Source organism: Halomonas sp. A29 (assembly GCF_046723295.1).
Classification (GTDB): Bacteria; Pseudomonadota; Gammaproteobacteria; order Pseudomonadales; family Halomonadaceae; genus Halomonas.
Genome location: NZ_JAXQPR010000001.1, coordinates 622,209 through 640,083 on the forward strand (window position 1 = coordinate 622,209; position 17,875 = coordinate 640,083).

Annotated in this window: 15 protein-coding genes; 8 read left to right on the forward strand and 7 right to left on the reverse strand. The window is 64.9% G+C overall.

From position 1 onward, the window contains the following. Nucleotides 1-11: 11 nt before the first annotated feature. The 6 genes from SPH52_RS03020 (at nt 12) to SPH52_RS03045 (ending at nt 7,010) form a co-directional block, all read left to right on the forward strand. Entirely contained in the window at nt 12-2,693 is a 2,682-nt protein-coding gene (locus SPH52_RS03020; RefSeq protein WP_411793514.1) for a [protein-PII] uridylyltransferase, read from the forward strand. 101 nt (nt 2,694-2,794) lie between these two features. Next, complete coding sequence (gene dapC / locus SPH52_RS03025) at nt 2,795-4,021, forward strand: succinyldiaminopimelate transaminase (RefSeq protein ID WP_411793515.1); 1,227 nt, start codon at nt 2,795-2,797, stop codon at nt 4,019-4,021. After that, on the forward strand, nt 4,021-4,365 hold the full coding sequence (locus tag SPH52_RS03030) for a Spx/MgsR family RNA polymerase-binding regulatory protein (RefSeq protein WP_411793516.1): 345 nt from the start codon (nt 4,021-4,023) through the stop codon (nt 4,363-4,365). Before dapC ends, SPH52_RS03030 begins: the two co-directional genes overlap by 1 nt. Nucleotides 4,366-4,395: 30 nt before the next feature. Then, nucleotides 4,396-5,424: a 2,3,4,5-tetrahydropyridine-2,6-dicarboxylate N-succinyltransferase gene (gene dapD / locus SPH52_RS03035; protein WP_411793517.1), complete on the forward strand. Its 1,029-nt coding sequence runs from the start codon at nt 4,396-4,398 to the stop codon at nt 5,422-5,424. Next, nucleotides 5,411-6,583 carry a succinyl-diaminopimelate desuccinylase gene (gene dapE, locus SPH52_RS03040; RefSeq protein ID WP_411793518.1) on the forward strand — a complete coding sequence of 391 codons (1,173 nt, stop codon included), beginning with the start codon at nt 5,411-5,413 and terminating at the stop codon, nt 6,581-6,583. The genes dapD and dapE overlap by 14 nt, the downstream gene beginning before the upstream one ends. Nucleotides 6,584-6,602: 19 nt before the next feature. Next, nucleotides 6,603-7,010: a hypothetical protein gene (locus tag SPH52_RS03045; protein ID WP_411793519.1), complete on the forward strand. Its 408-nt coding sequence runs from the start codon at nt 6,603-6,605 to the stop codon at nt 7,008-7,010. Nucleotides 7,011-7,201: 191 nt separating this feature from the next. On the opposite strand, the gene SPH52_RS03050 is transcribed toward SPH52_RS03045, so the two are convergent. Next, on the reverse strand, nt 7,202-7,666 hold the full coding sequence (locus SPH52_RS03050; RefSeq protein WP_411793520.1) for a cold-shock protein: 465 nt from the start codon (nt 7,664-7,666) through the stop codon (nt 7,202-7,204). A gap of 94 nt (nt 7,667-7,760) precedes the next feature. Between SPH52_RS03050 and SPH52_RS03055 the strand changes: the two genes are divergently transcribed. Beyond that, nucleotides 7,761-8,030 carry a SlyX family protein gene (locus SPH52_RS03055; protein ID WP_411793521.1) on the forward strand — a complete coding sequence of 90 codons (270 nt, stop codon included), beginning with the start codon at nt 7,761-7,763 and terminating at the stop codon, nt 8,028-8,030. Between the two features lie 109 nt (nt 8,031-8,139). Here the strand turns inward: SPH52_RS03055 and trxB are convergent, their stop codons facing one another. Then, the gene (gene trxB, locus SPH52_RS03060) at nt 8,140-9,093 is read right to left on the reverse strand and encodes a thioredoxin-disulfide reductase (protein WP_411793522.1); all 954 of its coding nucleotides are present in this window, start codon (nt 9,091-9,093) and stop codon (nt 8,140-8,142) included. Between the two features lie 112 nt (nt 9,094-9,205). Next, nucleotides 9,206-9,415: a CPXCG motif-containing cysteine-rich protein gene (locus SPH52_RS03065; protein ID WP_411793523.1), complete on the reverse strand. Its 210-nt coding sequence runs from the start codon at nt 9,413-9,415 to the stop codon at nt 9,206-9,208. A gap of 174 nt (nt 9,416-9,589) precedes the next feature. On the opposite strand from SPH52_RS03065, the gene acnA reads away from it, so the two are divergent. Then, the gene (acnA, locus tag SPH52_RS03070; RefSeq protein ID WP_411793524.1) at nt 9,590-12,340 is read left to right on the forward strand and encodes an aconitate hydratase AcnA; all 2,751 of its coding nucleotides are present in this window, start codon (nt 9,590-9,592) and stop codon (nt 12,338-12,340) included. Nucleotides 12,341-12,426: 86 nt separating this feature from the next. Here the strand turns inward: acnA and SPH52_RS03075 are convergent, their stop codons facing one another. The 4 genes from SPH52_RS03075 to ald form a co-directional block, all read right to left on the reverse strand. Continuing rightward, nucleotides 12,427-14,103, reverse strand: coding sequence for an NAD-dependent malic enzyme (locus tag SPH52_RS03075; protein ID WP_411793525.1), 1,677 nt, complete (start codon nt 14,101-14,103; stop codon nt 12,427-12,429). A 97-nt stretch (nt 14,104-14,200) separates the two neighbouring features. Next, the gene (locus SPH52_RS03080; RefSeq protein WP_411793526.1) at nt 14,201-15,406 is read right to left on the reverse strand and encodes a YeeE/YedE family protein; all 1,206 of its coding nucleotides are present in this window, start codon (nt 15,404-15,406) and stop codon (nt 14,201-14,203) included. Between the two features lie 113 nt (nt 15,407-15,519). Beyond that, nucleotides 15,520-16,545 (reverse strand): tryptophan--tRNA ligase, encoded by a 1,026-nt coding sequence (locus SPH52_RS03085; RefSeq protein ID WP_411793527.1) that lies wholly within the window; start codon nt 16,543-16,545, stop codon nt 15,520-15,522. A gap of 79 nt (nt 16,546-16,624) precedes the next feature. Then, nucleotides 16,625-17,740: an alanine dehydrogenase gene (gene ald / locus SPH52_RS03090; RefSeq protein ID WP_411793528.1), complete on the reverse strand. Its 1,116-nt coding sequence runs from the start codon at nt 17,738-17,740 to the stop codon at nt 16,625-16,627. Nucleotides 17,741-17,875 lie beyond the last annotated feature (135 nt).

Consider the following 17,875-nt stretch of genomic DNA (forward strand, 5'->3'; position numbering starts at 1 on the left):
GTCGAGCCATCATGCTCCTGCATCACTATCGCTTCGTGCCCGACGAGTCGCTGTTCGACGCCGAGACCTTCCGGCGTGAGCTTGCCGGCACCCGCTCGCCCATCGCCCCCTTCAAGGCGGCGCTGCGCGACATCCAGAGTCGGCTCGATGAGCGCTTTCATGCCGGCGCCGACATTCGCGCCCTCGTGCACGGCCGCGCCTGGAGCCTCGACCAGCTACTGGGCGTGGCCTGGTCACTGCACGACTGGCCCGACGACGGCGTGGCACTGCTCGCGGTGGGCGGCTACGGCCGCGGCGAGCTGCACCCGCACTCCGACGTCGACCTGATGCTGCTGCTTGAGCATGACGATGACACGCCCTACCGTGAGCCGTTGACCGCTTTCATTACTCTGCTGTGGGACATTGGCCTGGAGATCGGTCATAGCGTGCGTTCGCTCTCCGACTGCGAGCGCGAGGCCGAAGGCGACATCACCATCATCACCAACCTGATGGAGTCGCGGACCCTGGCCGGTCCCGAAGCCCTGCGCGAGGCGATGAAGGCGCGCATCGCCCCCGAGCGCCTGTGGCCTTCCGACCGCTTCTTCGAAGCCAAGTGGCAGGAACAGATCACCCGTCACCACCGCTTCAACAACTCCGAGTACCACCTCGAGCCCAACATCAAGAGCTCACCGGGTGGGCTGCGCGACATCCAGATGATCGGTTGGGTGGCCAAGCGCCACTTCGGCAGCCAGCGCTACGAGGACCTGGTGGCCAACGGATTCATGAACGACGCCGAGCTGCGCATCCTGAGCCAGGGCCAGGCCTTCCTGTGGCAGGTGCGCTATGCGCTACACATTCTCACCGACCGCGCCGAGGATCGCCTGCTTTTCGATCACCAGCGCACCATCGCCGAGCTGTTCGGCTTCCGCGATACTCCCGAGCGCCTGGCCGTCGAGCAGTTCATGAAGCGCTACTACCGGCATGTCACGGCGCTGGCCGGGCTCAACGACATGCTGCTGCAGCACTTCGACGAGGCGATTCTGCGTGACGGTGAACGCCTGGAAACAGTCGACCTCAACGAGCGCTTCGTGATCGAGGGCGGCTACATCAAGGCGCGCACCCGCTCGGTATTCCGCGAATACCCCTCGGCGCTGCTCGAGCTGTTTCTGCTGATGGCGGAGCATCCCGAAATCGAGGGTGTGCGGGCCGACACCATCCGCTTGATACGCGACCATCGCCACCTGATCGACGACCTCTACCGCGACGATGCCCAGCACCAGCACCTGTTCATGTCGCTGCTGTGCTCCAGTGGCAACGTGGCGCGCCAGCTCAGGCGCATGAACCGCTACGGCGTGCTCGGCAAGTACCTGCCGGAGTTCGGCCAGGCGGTGGGCCTGATGCAGCACGACCTGTTTCACATCTACACCGTGGACGCCCACACCCTGCGTTTGCTCAAGTTCATCCACCAGTTCCGCAAGCCCGAGGCACGGGAAGAATTTCCGGTAGCCGCAGCGCTGGTGCACCAGTTACCCAAGCTGGAGCTGCTGTGGATCGCCGGGCTCTATCACGATATCGGCAAGGGTCGCGGCGGCGACCACTCGATCCTCGGCGCCCGCGACGTGGAACGCTTCGCCGAACGCCACGGCCTGTCGAGCCGCGACACCCGATTGGTCAGCTGGCTGGTGGAGAACCACCTGGTGATGTCGATGGTGGCTCAGAAACGCGACATCACCGACCCCGACGTGATCCGCGAATTCGCTGTTCAGGTCGGTGACGAAACCCGTCTGGACTACCTCTACGTGCTGACCGTGGCCGACATCAATGCCACCAACCCAACGCTGTGGAACGGCTGGCGCGCCTCGCTGCTGCGTCAGTTGCACGCCGAGGCCAAGCGCGCCCTGCGCCGCGGCCTGGACAACCCGCTGGACCGCGATGAGTGGGTGCGCGAAACGCGCAGCGAGGCGCGCTCGCTGCTGATCGCGGTAGGCGCCGACCTGGAGCGGGTCGAACGCCTGTGGGAACGTCTCGGCGAAGAGTATTTCCTGCAGTACGCTCCCAGCGAGATCGTCTGGCAGACCATGGGCATCCTGGCCCATCGCGAGTCGGCACTGCCGCTGATCCTGATCAGCGCCCCCACCGACGACATGTCCGACGGCGGCACCAAGGTGTTCATCCATACCCGCTCGGTGGACGACCTGTTCGCCGCCACTGCTGCCGCCATGGAGCAGTTGGGCCTGTCGATCCACGACGCCCGCATCGCCACCTCGAGCAACGACTGGACGCTCAACACCTTCATCGTCCTCGACGACCAGGGCCGTGCGATCCGCGATCCCGTGCGCATCGAAGAGATCCGTGCCCACCTGGTGGAGGAGCTCGACGACCCCGACGACTACCCACAGATCGTCACTCGCCACACTCCGCGCCAGTTGCGCCACTTCAAGGTCCCGACCGAGGTGCTCATCGAACAGGACCCGGCCAACGAGCGCACCCTGCTGGAGCTGACCGCTCCCGACCGTCCAGGCCTCCTGGCCCGGGTCGGCCGCATCTTCATGGAACAGGACATCTCGCTCTCGGCGGCCAAGATCGCCACCCTGGGCGAGCGCGTCGAAGACGTCTTCTTCATTACCGACAAGGCCGGCGCACCGCTGACCGATCCCGAGCGCCAGCAGCGCCTGCGCGAGCGACTGATCGAAGTGCTCGACGTGGCAGGCTGAGGCCTGCCACGTCCGGGTTTGAGACGAGCCGGGGGCTTCCCTATAATCGTCGGTCTGCCTGCAGCCATGACAACGACGCCGCTCCACGGCGCTGGACACCGATGAACCCCGATCTCGACGCCTTGAAGCCCTACCCCTTCGAGAAACTCGCCGCGCTGAAAGCCGGCGTGACGCCTCCCGAAGGGCTCGCGCACATCCCGCTGACCATTGGCGAGCCACAGCACGCCCCCTTCGCCGCGGCCCTGGAAACGCTGCAGGCCCATCAGCTCGACTTCGCCCGCTACCCGGCCACGGCCGGCATCCCCGAGCTGCGCCGTGCCATTGCCGACTGGTCCACCCGCCGCTTCGGGCTGGCAGGGCTCGACCCCGAGCGTCAGGTACTGCCGGTCAACGGCACCCGCGAGGCGATCTTCGCTTTCGTCCAGGCCGCGCTGGACCGCAGCCGCCCGGCGAGGGTTGCGGTGCCCAATCCCTTCTACCAGATCTACGAGGGCGCCACCCTGCTCGCCGGGGGACAACCGCACTACCTGGACTGCAGGGCCGAGAACGGCTTTCGCCCCGACTTCGACGCAGTGCCGTCCGAGGTATGGCGCGAAGTGCAGATCCTCTTCCTCTGCTCGCCGGGCAACCCCACCGGCGCGGTGACGCCGCGCGCCGAGTTCGAAAAGCTCATCGCGCTCGCCGACGAGCACGATTTCATCATCGCTTCCGACGAGTGCTACTCCGAGCTCTACCTCGATGAGAACGCGCCGCCACCAGGGCTGCTCGAGGCCTGCGCCGCCCTGGGCCGCCACGACTACCGGCGCTGCCTGGTGTTCCATTCGCTCTCCAAGCGCTCCAACCTGCCCGGGTTACGCTCGGGGTTCGTCGCCGGCGACGCCGGGCTGATCGCGCCGTTCAAGCGCTATCGCACCTACCACGGCTGCGCCATGTCGCTGCCGCTGCAGTACGCCTCGATCACCGCCTGGAATGACGAAGCCCATGTGCATGCCAACCGCGACGCCTATCGCGAAAAATTTGCCGCAGTGGCCGAAATTCTCGCCCCGGTGCTTGAATTTCCCGCGCCCGAGGCCAGTTTCTACTTATGGCCAGCGGTGCCGGGAGGCGACGACGAGGCGTTTACCCGGGCACTGTTCGCCGCCGAGCACGTCAGCGTACTGCCCGGCTCCTATATGGGTCGCCCCGCCGCCGATAGCGGAATGAACCGCGCGGACGGGCGGGGAGTAAACCCCGGCACGGGCCGCATTCGCCTGGCACTGGTGGCCGAACTCGAACCCACTGTCGAAGCCGCCCATCGAATTCGCCGTTTCATCGAAAGGAGGGCATGATGGCGACCCTGTTCGTGATCAAGAGCTGCGATACCTGCCGCAAGGCACGCAAGGCCCTGGATGAAAGGGGCCTGCCCTATCAGGTTCACGATCTGCGCGAGGATGGCCTCTCGGCGGCGCTGCTCGAGCATATTCTCGAGCGGGTGCCGATGGTGGAAGTACTCAACCGGCGCAGCACCACCTGGCGCAACCTTCCCGAAGAAGACAAGCAGGACGTCGATGCCAACAAGGCTCGGACGCTGATCATGGCCAACCCCACCCTGCTCAAGCGACCGCTGCTCGATACCGGTGACGAAATTCGTGTCGGCTATCGCGGCGGCGACTACGACGACCTCAAAGGCTGACCCCATTCCAACTAGATACGAGGACACCCCATGTTGAGCTTTGCCTTCGGAATCGGCACCCAGAACACCCAGGGCGATTGGCTGGAGATCTATTACCCGGCGCCACTCTTCAAGCCGGATGCCAGCCTGGTGGAAGCCGTCGGCAAGGTGATTGACGTCCCTGCCGATAGCAACAGCGCCATCAGCTTCCTGCCGGAGCACTGCGCCCAGCTCGCCGAATCCCTCAAGGCGGCCGGGCATGTCGCTCAGGCGGAGCTGGTCGAGGCACTGGCCGTCAGTCAGCGCCCGCTGGTGGCGACTTTCCTGGAAAGCGACCTGCCGCCACAGAGCGCGCCTGAGGTCTACCTCAAGCTGCACCTGCTGTCGCATCGCCTGGTCAAGCCGCATGGCGTCGACCTGACCGGCATGTTCGGCCTGCTGCGCAACGTGGCCTGGACCAGCGAGGGCCCGATCGACATCGAGGAACTGCCGGCCCGTCGTCTCAAGGCGCGCCTGGAGGGCCGCGCCCTATCAGTGGACTGCGTCGACAAGTTCCCCAAGATGACCGACTACGTGGTGCCCAGCGGCGTGCGCATCGCCGACACCGCCCGGGTGCGCCTGGGCGCCTACCTGGGCGAAGGCACTACCGTGATGCACGAGGGCTTCGTCAACTTCAATGCCGGCACCGAGGGCCCGGGCATGGTCGAGGGGCGCATCTCCGCCGGGGTGCTGGTGGGCAAGGGCTCCGACCTGGGTGGCGGTTGCTCCACCATGGGCACGCTCTCCGGCGGTGGCAACATGGTCATCAAGGTGGGCGAAGGCTGCCTGATCGGGGCCAATGCCGGCATCGGCATCCCCTTGGGCGATCGCTGCACCGTGGAAGCCGGCCTCTACATCACCGCCGGGGCCAAGGTCACCCTGCTCGACGACCAGGGCCAGGAGGTCAAGACCGTGGCTGCACGCGAGCTGGCCGGCCAGAGCGACCTGCTGCTGCGCCGCAACTCGCAGAATGGCCGCATCGAGTGCCTGACCAACAAGAGCGCCATCGCGCTCAACGAGGCCCTGCATGCCCACAACTGAGCCACAGGGGCTCTCCCCGACCCTGCAGCTCGCCATGGAACTGATCCGTCGCCCTTCGGTCACTCCCGATGACCTGGGCTGCCAGGCGCTGATGATCGAGCGCCTGGAAAGGCTCGGCTTTCATGTCGAGCGCCTGCCCTTCGGCGACGTCGAAAACTTCTGGGCGACGCACGGGCACCATGGCCCGGTGCTGGCCTTCGCCGGCCATACCGACGTGGTACCGAGCGGCCCCCACCTGCATTGGGATACGCCGCCCTTCGAGCCCTGCATCGACGAGGACGGCATGCTGCGCGGCCGCGGCGCGGCCGACATGAAGGGCAGCCTGGCGGCGATGATCACCGCCGTGGAGCGTTTCGTCACTGCCCACCCCGACCATCACGGCCGCATCGCCTTTTTGATAACCTCCGACGAGGAAGGTCCTGCGGTGGACGGCACCCGGGCCGTGGTCGAGCACCTGCGCGAGCGCAACGAGCGGCTCGACTACTGCATCGTCGGCGAACCCTCCTCCACCAACGTGCTCGGCGACATGATCAAGAATGGCCGGCGCGGCTCGCTGGGCGGCGTCATGCATATCAAGGGCATCCAGGGCCACGTGGCCTACCCGCACCTGGCGCGCAATCCCATCCACCAGGCGCTGCCGGCGCTCGATGCACTGGTGCGCGAACACTGGGACGGCGGCAACGACTTCTTCCCGGCCACCAGCTTCCAGATCTCCAACATCCGCGCCGGCACCGGCGCGACCAACGTGATCCCCGGCGACGTCGAAGTGGTGTTCAACTTCCGCTTCTCCACCGAAGTGACCCATGAGAAGCTGCGTGAGCGCACCCAGGCGATACTCGACGCCCATGGGCTCGAGTACCAGCTCGACTGGACGCTCAACGGCGAACCATTTCTCACCGCCGAGGGCGAGCTGGTGGATGCCGCCCTGCACGGCGTCGAAACCGTTCTCGGCCACCGCCCGAAGCTCTCCACCAGCGGCGGCACTTCCGATGGGCGCTTCATCGCCACGTTGGGCAGCCAGGTCGTGGAGCTGGGGCCACGCAATGCCACCATCCACCAGACCAACGAACACGTTCGCGCTGCCGACCTGGACGACCTGAGCCTGATCTATGAAGCGATTCTGGCCAGGCTTTTCATCAACGGCACCGCCCAGCCCTGACCGCGCCGAGAGAGTACCCATGCCCCACCAGCTCGACAGCAGCATGCGCTATCCGGACATCGAGATCTACCTGCGCCAGGCCCCGCTGGAGGCCATCAACGCCTGGCTCGGCGAGGCGCTGGATGCGGCCCCGCTGCGCGGTGCCGGGCGCAACAAGTGGCAGACGCGCGGTCATCATCAAGGCCATGAAGTCCCGGTGCTGCTAGTGGAAAAAGCCGCAGACGGCTTTGCCAGCCTGTGGTTCGACAGCCAGCACACCCCGTGGTTGAGAGACTGCGACTGCGCCCGCGACGCCGCCACCCGGCTTGGCTGCGAGGTGCGCTGCTCACTTGGCGGCTGGCAGCCTGGCGACGAGCCGGACCGTTTCTGGCAGGTGCTACCCAACGGCAGCGAAAGCGCCATCGACTGGCCAGACTCGGGCCAGTGACCCCAAACGACATCGCCCCGCATGTTCTGACACATGCGGGGCGATGATAACCAGGCGGAATCCTCGAAAGAGAAGCTGCCGAGCGATGGCCAGGCTAGACGGAAGTGCAGCAAGAGAGCGGAGTTTACTTTAGTAGATGGGCATCTCGCGCTGCACTGCCAACAACGCCTGGTCGAGCGCAGGCGCTTCGTTCAAGTGATGACCGTGACGTCGTCGGCCTGTAGCCCTCTATCGTTCTCGATCACGTGATAGCGCACCTTCTGCCCCTCGGCGAGGGTGCGATGACCACGCCCGCGAATGGCACGAAAATGGACGAACACGTCCTCGCCGCTCTCGCGCTTGATGAAGCCATAGCCCTTGTTGACGTTGAACCACTTGACCTCACCGATCTCACGGTCATCGTTCTCGACGTCGGCCAGCACCGCCAGCCTGGGGCTGAAGGAGTGCAGCAATAGAGTAGCAACCAGCAGCAGCACGAAGACTGCAGCCACCACGGCGGGGTAGATGGAAGTTACGCCGCCAGCCTCTATCATGACGAACAGCTGGCGTGCCAGATCGTCTTCGATCAGCGTAACGAACAGGGCGATCAGCAGCGGGGACGGTAGCGCCAACAAGAGACTGATCAACGTGCAGCGAATGATAACCTTGCGATTCATGGATCCGTATTGCTCACTTGTTATGTGGAATTGATGAAACAGGAAGTCCAATGACGACACGGCCAGAGCCCCATCGCCTGATGAAGGTGTCACGATGAACAGCGACACGCAGCGCGACGATTCTAGCATGAGCCCCGAGCATGCGCTCGCCACCCGACTTGAAGCGCTGGAGAGCCGAATTGCCTACCAGGAGCACTGGTTGGACACGTTGGACGAGGCCGTAGCCAGCCAGGAACGACGGCTGGCCCAGCTCGAGCGGATCAATGCCTTGATGCAGGAGAAGCTGCGCGACCAGCAGCGAACGCTGCAGGATTCGGAGATGACGGCACCGTCACCACAGGATGAGGTGCCGCCGCACTATTGAGGGGTATCGATAGTGACAGGCCGCGCCGTGCCGCTCCCGAGGCTAGCTCGCGCCTTAACCGGCGCTCGACTCCCGCCAAGCGCCACAGACCCCCGGAACGAGGAAATAATTAGACGAGATCATCAAGGTAGCGCTCCGCATCCAATGCCGCCATGCAGCCGGTGCCGGCGGAGGTCACGGCCTGGCGGTAGACGTGATCCATTACGTCGCCGGCGGCGAACACGCCCGGAACGCTGGTGGCGGTGGCATTGCCCTCGAGGCCGGACTTCACCTTGATGTAGCCGTCGTGCATTTCCAGTTGGCCCTCGAAGATGGCGGTGTTGGGGCTATGCCCGATGGCGATGAACACGCCGGGCACCTCGAGTTCCTTCACGCTGTCGTCGGTGGTGGAACGGATACGCACCCCGGTCACACCGCTGGCATCGCCCAGCACCTCGTCGAGCACATGGTTCCATTCGAGCACCACGTTGCCGCTCTCGGCCTTCTCCCGCAGCTTGTCCTGCAGGATCTTCTCGGCGCGCAGGGTGTCGCGACGGTGCACCAGGGTCACCTTGGAGGCGATGTTGGAGAGATAGAGCGCTTCTTCCACGGCGGTATTGCCGCCGCCCACCACCACCACTTCCTTGTTGCGGTAGAAGAAACCATCGCAGGTGGCGCAGGCCGATACCCCCTGGCCCATGAACTGCTGTTCGGAAGGCAGGCCCAGGTAGCGCGCACTGGCGCCGGTGGCGATGATCAGCGCATCACAGGTGTAGCTGCCGCTGTCGCCCTTGAGGGTGAAGGGACGATTGCGCAGGTCCACCTCGTGGATATGGTCGAACAGGACTTCGGTGTCGAAGCGCTCGGCATGGCGCTTCATGCGCTCCATGAGCTCCGGCCCCTGCACGCCGGCATCGTCGCCGGGCCAGTTGTCCACGTCGGTAGTGGTGGTCAGCTGGCCACCGGCCTGGATGCCGGTGATCAGCACCGGCTTGAGGTTGGCCCGCGCCGCATAGACGGCGGCGGTGTAGCCGGCCGGGCCTGAGCCCAGGATGATCAGGCGTTCGTGACGCGCTTCGCTCATGAAGGGGTCCTCGCAACTCGAAACGGGATGAGGCTTGTCATGTCTCGCCCCGGTTCTTGCCATCGGCCGGGGCACTGTATGCCGCTATTGTACCAGCCTCGAACGCCATTCTTCACAGCACTTCATCGTCGCGCCCCAGCACCAGACTCGAAAGCTCGCCAGTGAACGGCGACACCTCGACCCTTAGCTGGATCGGCGCACAGCAGTACGGGCAGTCCTCCCAAGTTTCATGGCTGCCCTGGGAAACATCCACCAGCAGGTCGAAGGGCATGCTGCAGTACGGACAATGGACAGGGTGGTTGTCGAGTTGCTCTTCGTGCATGACGGTAACTCCCTGGCGCGCGCCTCTCCGTTCCACGACAGGGCAGCGCCACGCAACAAGCTTTCGTTCAGCATAGAAACCTTGGGCAGCGCTTGAAAGGGAGACCTATCATGACCATGTGCTAAGTATGAGACTGAAGAAAAGGACCGTTCACCACCGTGACAGGAGGCCTTCATGAGCCGTGACGAGATGCCCGATACCCTGCAGACACTGGCCGCCGATGATATCACTTACCACTACTACAGCCTGCCGCGGGCAGCCGATGCTCTGGGCAACATCGACCGGCTGCCGAAGACGCTGAAGATCCTGCTGGAGAATCAGCTGCGCTTCGCCAACGATCCCAGCGTGGCGCTCGAGGACATGCAGGCGCTGGTCGACTGGCAGCAGGGCGGGCGCTCCAGCCGTGAGATCGGTTATCGCCCGGCTCGGGTACTGATGCAGGACTTCACCGGCGTTCCCGGCGTGGTGGATCTGGCCTCGATGCGTGCCGCGGTGGAAAAGCTCGGCGAGGATCCGTCGCGTATCAATCCCCTCTCGCCGGTGGATCTCGTCATCGACCACTCGGTGATGGTCGACAAGTTCGGCAATCCCACCGCCTTCAAGGACAACGTCGCCATCGAGATGCAGCGCAACCGCGAGCGCTATGAATTCCTGCGCTGGGGCCAGGACGCCTTCGACAACTTCCGCGTTGTTCCACCAGGCACAGGCATCTGTCACCAGGTCAACCTCGAGTATCTGGGCAAGACGGTGTGGACCAAGGAGCAAGATGGCAAGACCTTCGCCTATCCCGACACCCTGGTGGGCACCGACTCCCACACCACCATGATCAACGGTCTCGGTGTACTCGGCTGGGGCGTGGGCGGCATCGAGGCCGAAGCCGCCATGCTCGGCCAGCCGGTGTCGATGCTGATTCCCGAGGTCGTGGGCTTCAAGCTCACCGGCAAGCTCAGGGAAGGCATCACCGCCACCGACCTGGTACTGACGGTGACCCAGATGCTGCGTAGCCGCGGTGTGGTGGGCAAGTTCGTCGAGTTCTACGGCGACGGCCTGGCCGACCTGCCGCTGGCCGACCGTGCCACCATCGCCAACATGGCACCGGAGTACGGCGCCACCTGCGGCTTCTTCCCGGTCGACGACGAGACCCTCGCCTACCTGCGCCTAACCGGCCGAGAGGACGCTCAGATCGCCTTGGTGGAGGCGTACAGCAAGGCCCAGGGACTATGGCGGGAGCCGGGCGACGAGCCGATCTTCAGCGACACCCTGCATCTCGACCTCGGCAACGTCGAAGCCAGCCTGGCCGGCCCCAAGCGGCCCCAGGACCGTGTCGCCCTCAAGGACATGAAGGCCACCTTCGAGAAGCTGATGGAGGGCGAGAAGAACGGCAAGACCGCGCCCAGCGAGGAGCGTGGCCGACTGAACTCCGAGGGCGGCCAGACCGCCGTCGGCGTACACGAGAGCTATGAACACCATGACAGCCAGAACGTGGAGTTGGAGGGTGAGCAGTTCATGCTCAACCCCGGCGCCGTAGTGATCGCCGCCATCACCTCGTGTACCAACACCTCCAATCCCAGCGTGATGATGGCCGCGGGACTTCTGGCACGCAACGCCCTAGCCCGGGGCCTCAAGACCAAGCCCTGGGTCAAGACCTCGCTGGCGCCGGGCTCCAAGGTCGTGACCGAGTATCTCGACGCTGGCGGCGTCAGCGACGACCTCAACGCCTTGGGCTTCAACCTGGTGGGCTACGGCTGCACTACCTGTATCGGCAACTCCGGCCCGTTGCCGACGCCAATCGAGAAGGCGATCGAGGACAGCGATCTCACCGTGGCCTCGGTACTTTCGGGCAACCGCAATTTCGAGGGCCGCATCCACCCATTGGTGAAGACCAACTGGCTGGCCTCGCCGCCGTTGGTGGTGGCCTACGCCCTGGCCGGCAACGTGCGCCTGGATCTCACCAGCGAACCGCTGGGCAAGGACAAGGACAGCAACCCGGTCTACCTGAAGGACATCTGGCCCTCTCAGGCAGATATCGCCAACGCCGTCGAGAAGGTCAAGACCTCGATGTTTCGCAGCGAGTACGCCGAGGTGTTCGAAGGTGACGAAACCTGGAAGGCGCTGCAGGTGCCCCAGAGCCAGGTCTACGAATGGTCGCCCTCATCGACCTATATCCAGCACCCGCCCTTCTTCGAGGGCATGGGCCGCGCCCCAGAGCCGATCGAGGACGTCGAGGATGCCCATATCCTCGCCCTGCTTGGCGACTCGGTGACCACCGACCACATCTCGCCGGCCGGTTCGATCAAGCCCGATAGCCCCGCCGGACGCTATCTGCAGGAGCGCGGCATCAAGCCGGTGGATTTCAACTCCTACGGCTCGCGCCGCGGCAACCACGAGGTGATGATGCGCGGCACCTTCGCCAACGTGCGCATCAGAAACGAGATGCTCGACGGCGTGGTCGGCGGCGAGACCCGTCATGTGCCCTCGGGCGAGCAGATGGCGATCTACGATGCGGCGATGAAGTATCAGGAGAAAGGCACGCCACTGGTGGTGGTGGCCGGCAAGGAGTATGGCACCGGCTCTTCGCGGGACTGGGCGGCCAAGGGCACGCGGCTGCTCGGCGTGCGCGCGGTGCTGGCCGAGTCCTACGAACGGATCCACCGTTCCAACCTCATCGGCATGGGCGTGGTGCCCCTGCAGTTCCCCGAGGGCGAGGATCGCAAGAGCCTGGGGCTGACCGGCGACGAGACCATCTCCATCAAGGGCCTGGCCGACCTCTCCCCGGGGGGCAAGGTCACGGTCACGGTAAAGAGCGACAAAGGCGAAAAGCGGATCGAGGCCCTGTGCCGTATCGACACCGCCAACGAGCTGGAGTACTACCGCCACGGCGGTATCCTCCACTACGTGCTGCGGCGGATGATCGGCGCGGCCTAGGCCCGCCCAGCATCCTGCGCTCACGCGAAAGGCCCTGCCGGATATCCGGCAGGGCCTTTGTCATTGCCTGACCTAAAGTTTCTGCTTCAGAACGAGCGCCGGCGATAGCTGCGATACTCCGGCGTCCAGCTGCTACGCTCGATGGCCTGACGCAGCTTGATGCCGTCGGTGCGCAGCGCCATCCCCTCCTGCTGGGCCTGAGCAGCGACTTCGAAGGCGATGGCCTTGGACAGCTCACGGATCTGCGACAGCGGCGGCAGCAATGCCCCCTTGCCTGCCTTCACCAGCGGCGCCTCGCGGGCCAGCGCCCGGGACGCGGTCATCAGCATGGTATCGGTGATGCGCTTGGCACCGCTGGCCACCACGCCGAGGCCGATGCCGGGGAAGATGTAGGCGTTGTTGCACTGGGCAATGGGATAGATCTTGCCCTCGTACTCCACCGGCGGGAAGGGACTGCCGGTGGCCACCAGGGCCTGGCCGTTGGTCCATTCGATCACGTCTGCCGGCACGGCCTCGACGCGGGAGGTGGGGTTGGAGAGCGGCATGATCACCGGGCGCTCGCAGCCGGCATGCATGGCGCGAATCACCTCCTCGGAAAACAGCCCCGGCTGGCCCGAGACACCGATCAGCACGGTGGGCTTGATATGGCGCGCCACCTCGAGCAGCGACTGGTCCTGCCACGCCTCGACCAGCGCCGGGTCGTGGGCTAGGCGGCGCTGGAAGTCACGCAGCCACTCCTGATCGCTGGTGACGAGCCCCTCACGGTCGACCATGAACACCCGCCGCCGTGCCTCCTTCTCGCTGAGCCCTTCGGCCTGCATGGCGATGACGACCTGCTCGGCGATGCCGCAGCCGGCGGAGCCGGCGCCGACGAATATCACGCGCTGGTCGGCAATGGTCTCGTCGCGGGCCTGGCAGGCCGCCATCAGGGTGCCCACGGCGACCGCCGCGGTGCCCTGCACGTCGTCGTTGAAGCAACACAGCTGGTCGCGGTAGCGCTCGAGCAGGGGTACGGCGTTGGCCTGGGCGAAATCCTCGAACTGCAGCAGCACGTTCGGCCAGCGACGCTTCACCGCGGAGATGAAGTCTTCGAGGAAGGCGTCGTACTCCTCCTGGGAGATGCGTGGGTGCCGCCAGCCCATGTACATGGGGTTATCGAGCAGGGTCTGATTGTTGGTGCCCACGTCCAGGGTGATCGGTAGCGTGTAGGCGGGGCTGATGCCGCCACAGGCGGTGTAGAGCGCCAGCTTGCCGATGGGAATGCCCATGCCGCCGATGCCCTGGTCGCCGAGGCCGAGGATACGCTCGCCGTCGGTCACTACGATCACCTTGACCCTATCCTTGGTGGCGCTGCGCAAAATGTCGTCGATGCGCTCACGGTCCGGATAGCTGATGAACAGGCCGCGGTGGCTACGGTAGATGTTGGAGAACTCCTCGCAGGCCTGGCCTACCGTGGGGGTGTAGATGATCGGCAGCATCTCCTCGAGATGCTCCATTACCATGTGGTAGTAGAGCGTCTCGTTGTCGTCCTGGATAGCCCGCAGGTGGATATGTCGCTCCAGGTCGCTGTGGCACTGCTGATACTGGCGGTAGGCGCGCTCGGCCTGCTCCTCGATGGATTCGACGTTCTGCGGCAGCAGGCCAATCAGATTGAACTCGAGACGCTCCTCACGGGAAAACGCACTGCCCTTGTTGAGCAGCGGCATCTCGAGCAGCGAAGGACCAGCGTAGGGGATATAGAGTGGACGTTTGCTTTCGGGCATCTCTGTTCTCGATACGATGACTGGAATCCGGGCCGTAGGCACTCTGACGGTGCCTTGGCGCTAACTGTAACACGTCGGTGCAGCCCGGCGCCCCGGCTCAGCGGGTCTTGTCCCGAGCTCTGTCACTGGGCGGGCGGTCGAAGAACAGCGGGCGCAGCCACACGCCGAGCATATTGCCGGCGAACCCTGCCACCAACCACACCCAACCGTGCAGGCTGCCCGAGGCAATGCCGCTGAAGTAGGCGCCAATGTTGCAACCGAACGCCAGGCGCGCCCCGTAGCCCAGCATCAGGCCTCCGATTATCGCCGCCATCACCGAGCCCAGTGGAATGCGCAGGGTCGGGGCGAAGCGTCCGGCCAGGGTTGCAGCCACCATGGCGCCAAGAATGATGCCTACGTTCATCACCGTGGTGATGTCGCTCCACAGGCTGGCGCGCAGCGCTGCGGCATTGTCCGGATTCTGCCAATAACCCCACTGGCTCACGTCGCCGCCGACGAGCTCATAGACCTTGGCTCCCCACAGGGCGAAGGCGGAGGTGATACCCCAGGGGCGCCCGGCCAGCGCCAGGGTAGCGAAATTGAGCAGCGCCAGCGCTACGGCACCGAGCAGCAGCGGCCATGGGCCGGTAAGCCAGCGCAGCTCGCTCAGGTTGGCGCGTGGGGCTTCCTCCAGCCGGCCGTGACGGCGTCTCTCCAGCAACACCGTCAGTGCCGCGATGCCACCGAACAGGGCCAGGCTCACGGCAATACCACCACCGGCACCGAAGGTCTGCACCAGGGATACCGGCTGGAAGGCCGGCAGCCCCATCCACCATGAAAAATGAGCACTACCTATCACCGAACCGACGATGAAGAAGATCAAGGTGATCACCATGCGCGCGTTGCCGCCGCCGGCGGTGAACAGGGTGCCCGAAGCGCAGCCACCGCCGAGCTGCATGCCGATGCCGAACAGGAAGGCGCCGAACACCACCGAGACGCCGATGGGCGAGACGAAGCCGGTCACCTCCCGTCCCCACAGGGTGCCCGCTCCAAGGGCCGGGAAGAACAGCAGTACGGCAATGGCCAGCATGACCATCTGGGCGCGCAGCCCACGCCCACGACGCTCGCTGATGAACACACGCCAGGCGGCGGTGAAGCCGAAGGCAGCATGATAGAGCGACACGCCCAGCAGCGCACCGACGACCATCAGCAGCCCCAATCGCGACCCGTAGGTCAGGCCGACCAGCATGGCGCCTGCCAGCAGCAGCGCCCCCAGCGCCAGGGATATCTGCCGGGGCCGTTTCGCTTCCAGTGCAGTGGCCATGTCTTTCCTCCTTGTGATTCGCTCATGAAGCTTGGCAAGTTCGACAGCAGACTGCCAGGTGGGTCATAACGCGACAGGGCGCCCGAAGGCGCCCTGCAGGGTCACGTCTGGTGTCAGACGAAACGGCCCAGCCCCACGGCATGGCGCAGCTTGTCCATGAATGGCGCCGCCTCGCTGCGCGCTCGCTCGGCGCCCTTGAGCAGTACGCTCTCGATATGGCCCGGGTCCTCCATCAGCGCCATATAGCGCTCGCGGGGTTCACGCAGCTGCGCGTCGAGATGCTCGAACAGGCGGTTCTTGACCTCGCCCCAGCCGATGCCGTTGGCGTATTCGCCGCGCATCGCCTCGCGCTCCTCACGGCTGGCGAAGGCGGAGTAGATCTGGAACAGGGTGCAGCCCTCGGGATCCTTGGGCTCGCCGGGCTCCAGCGAATTGGTCTTGATCTTGCGCACCAGCTTGAGCAGCTTCTTCTCGGAGACGAACAGCGGAATGGTGTTGTTGTAGCTCTTGGACATCTTGCGACCATCAAGGCCACCCAGCACCGCCACCTCGTCGTCCACTACAGCCTCGGGCAGGGTGAAGAACTCGCCCTTGTAGAGATGGTTGAAGCGTCCGCCCATGTCGCGGGCCATCTCGATATGCTGGATCTGGTCGCGGCCGACCGGCACCTTGTTGGCATTGAACATCAGGATGTCGGCAGCCATCAGCACCGGGTAGCCGAACAGGCCCATGGTGATGCCCTTGTCCGGGTCCTGATTGCCAGCGGCCTCGTTCTCGGCCACTGACGCCTTGTAGGCGTGGGCACGATTCATCAGACCCTTGGCACAGACGCAGGAGAGCAGCCAGGTCAGTTCGGGAATCTCGGGGATGTCAGACTGGCGGTAGAAGATGGCGTTGTCGGTATCGAGCCCCAGCGCCAGCCAGGTGGCGGCGATTTCCAAGCGCGACTCCTGTACCCGCTGGGGGTCCTGGCACTTGATCAACGCATGGAGGTCGGCAAGGAAATAATAGGACTGCACACTCGGGTCCTGGCTCGCGGCGATGGCGGGCTTGATGGCGCCGACGTAGTTGCCGAGGTGCGGGGTACCGGTAGTGGTGATGCCGGTGAGAACGCGTGTCTTCTGGGAAGCTGCACTCATGGAAGGCGGACTCTGCTGATCGGAAATGCCCGCTATGGTAACGCGAGGGGGCGGTCAAGGCGACCGCCCCCGGCGCCGCTCACCGTATCAAGCTGGCGGGATCGACGCTATCGAGACCAAAGGCTTCGCCCACGGCACGGTAGGTGACCTGGCCGTCGTGGACGTTGAGCCCGGGCAGGAAGTGCGCGTCGTCGGCCAGCGCCTGTTTCCACCCTTTGTCGGCCAGGGCCAGCACGAATGGCAGAGTAGCGTTGGTCAGGGCCTGGGTGGAGGTACGCGCTACCGCGCCCGGCATGTTGGCCACGCAGTAATGCACGATGCCGTCGACGATATAGGTCGGCTCGGCATGGGTGGTGGGCTTGCTGGTCTCGAAGCAGCCGCCCTGGTCGATGGCCACGTCGACCAGCACGCTGCCGGGCTTCATGTCAGCCAGCATCGCGCGAGTGATCAACTTGGGCGCAGCGGCCCCGGGGATCAGCACGGCGCCGACGATCAGGTCACTCTCGCGCACCGCCTCGTCGATGGCATCGGCGGTGGAGAAAACCGTCTTCATGCAGCCCTGGTAGCGGTCGTCGAGCACTTCCAGGCGCGGAATCGACTTGTCGAGCACGGTCACTTCGGCACCCAGACCCAGCGCCATGCGCGCGGCGTTCTCGCCCACCACGCCGCCGCCGATCACGGCGACCTTGCCCGGCGCCACCCCGGGAACGCCGGGCAGCAGAACGCCGGAGCCTCCCTGGGCCTTCTCCAGGCTATGGGCGCCGGCCTGGATCGCCATGCGGCCGGCAACGGTACTCATGGGAGCCAGCAGCGGCAGTCCGCCCAGGCGGTCGGTGACGGTCTCGTAGGCGATGCAGGTAGCACCGCTCTCCATCAGGCCACGAGTCAGCGTCTCTTCGGCGGCAAGGTGCAGGTAGGTGAACAGAGTCTGGCCACGGGAGAGACGAGCCACTTCCGCCGACTGCGGCTCCTTGACCTTGAGGATCAGCTCGGCATCGGCCCAGAGGGCATCCACGTTCGCTTCGAGCCGGGCACCCGCTGCCTCGTAGTCGGCATCGGAGAAGCCCGCACCTTCGCCGGCGCCCATCTGAACGGTCACCGAATGGCCTCGCGTCGCCAACTCCCGAGCCCCTGTGGGAGTCAGGGCGACGCGATACTCATGGTTCTTGATTTCCTTCGGCACGGCGATCTTCATGGGGCACCTCCTGAGCGTTTATTACGCGTTGTTCGATATACATCAAACGCATTACAGCACAGGAAGTCGAAACATGAAGCTCAGGAAAACAAGAACGGCAAAAACCCACAAAAAGTGGATTTCCGTCAGAAAATC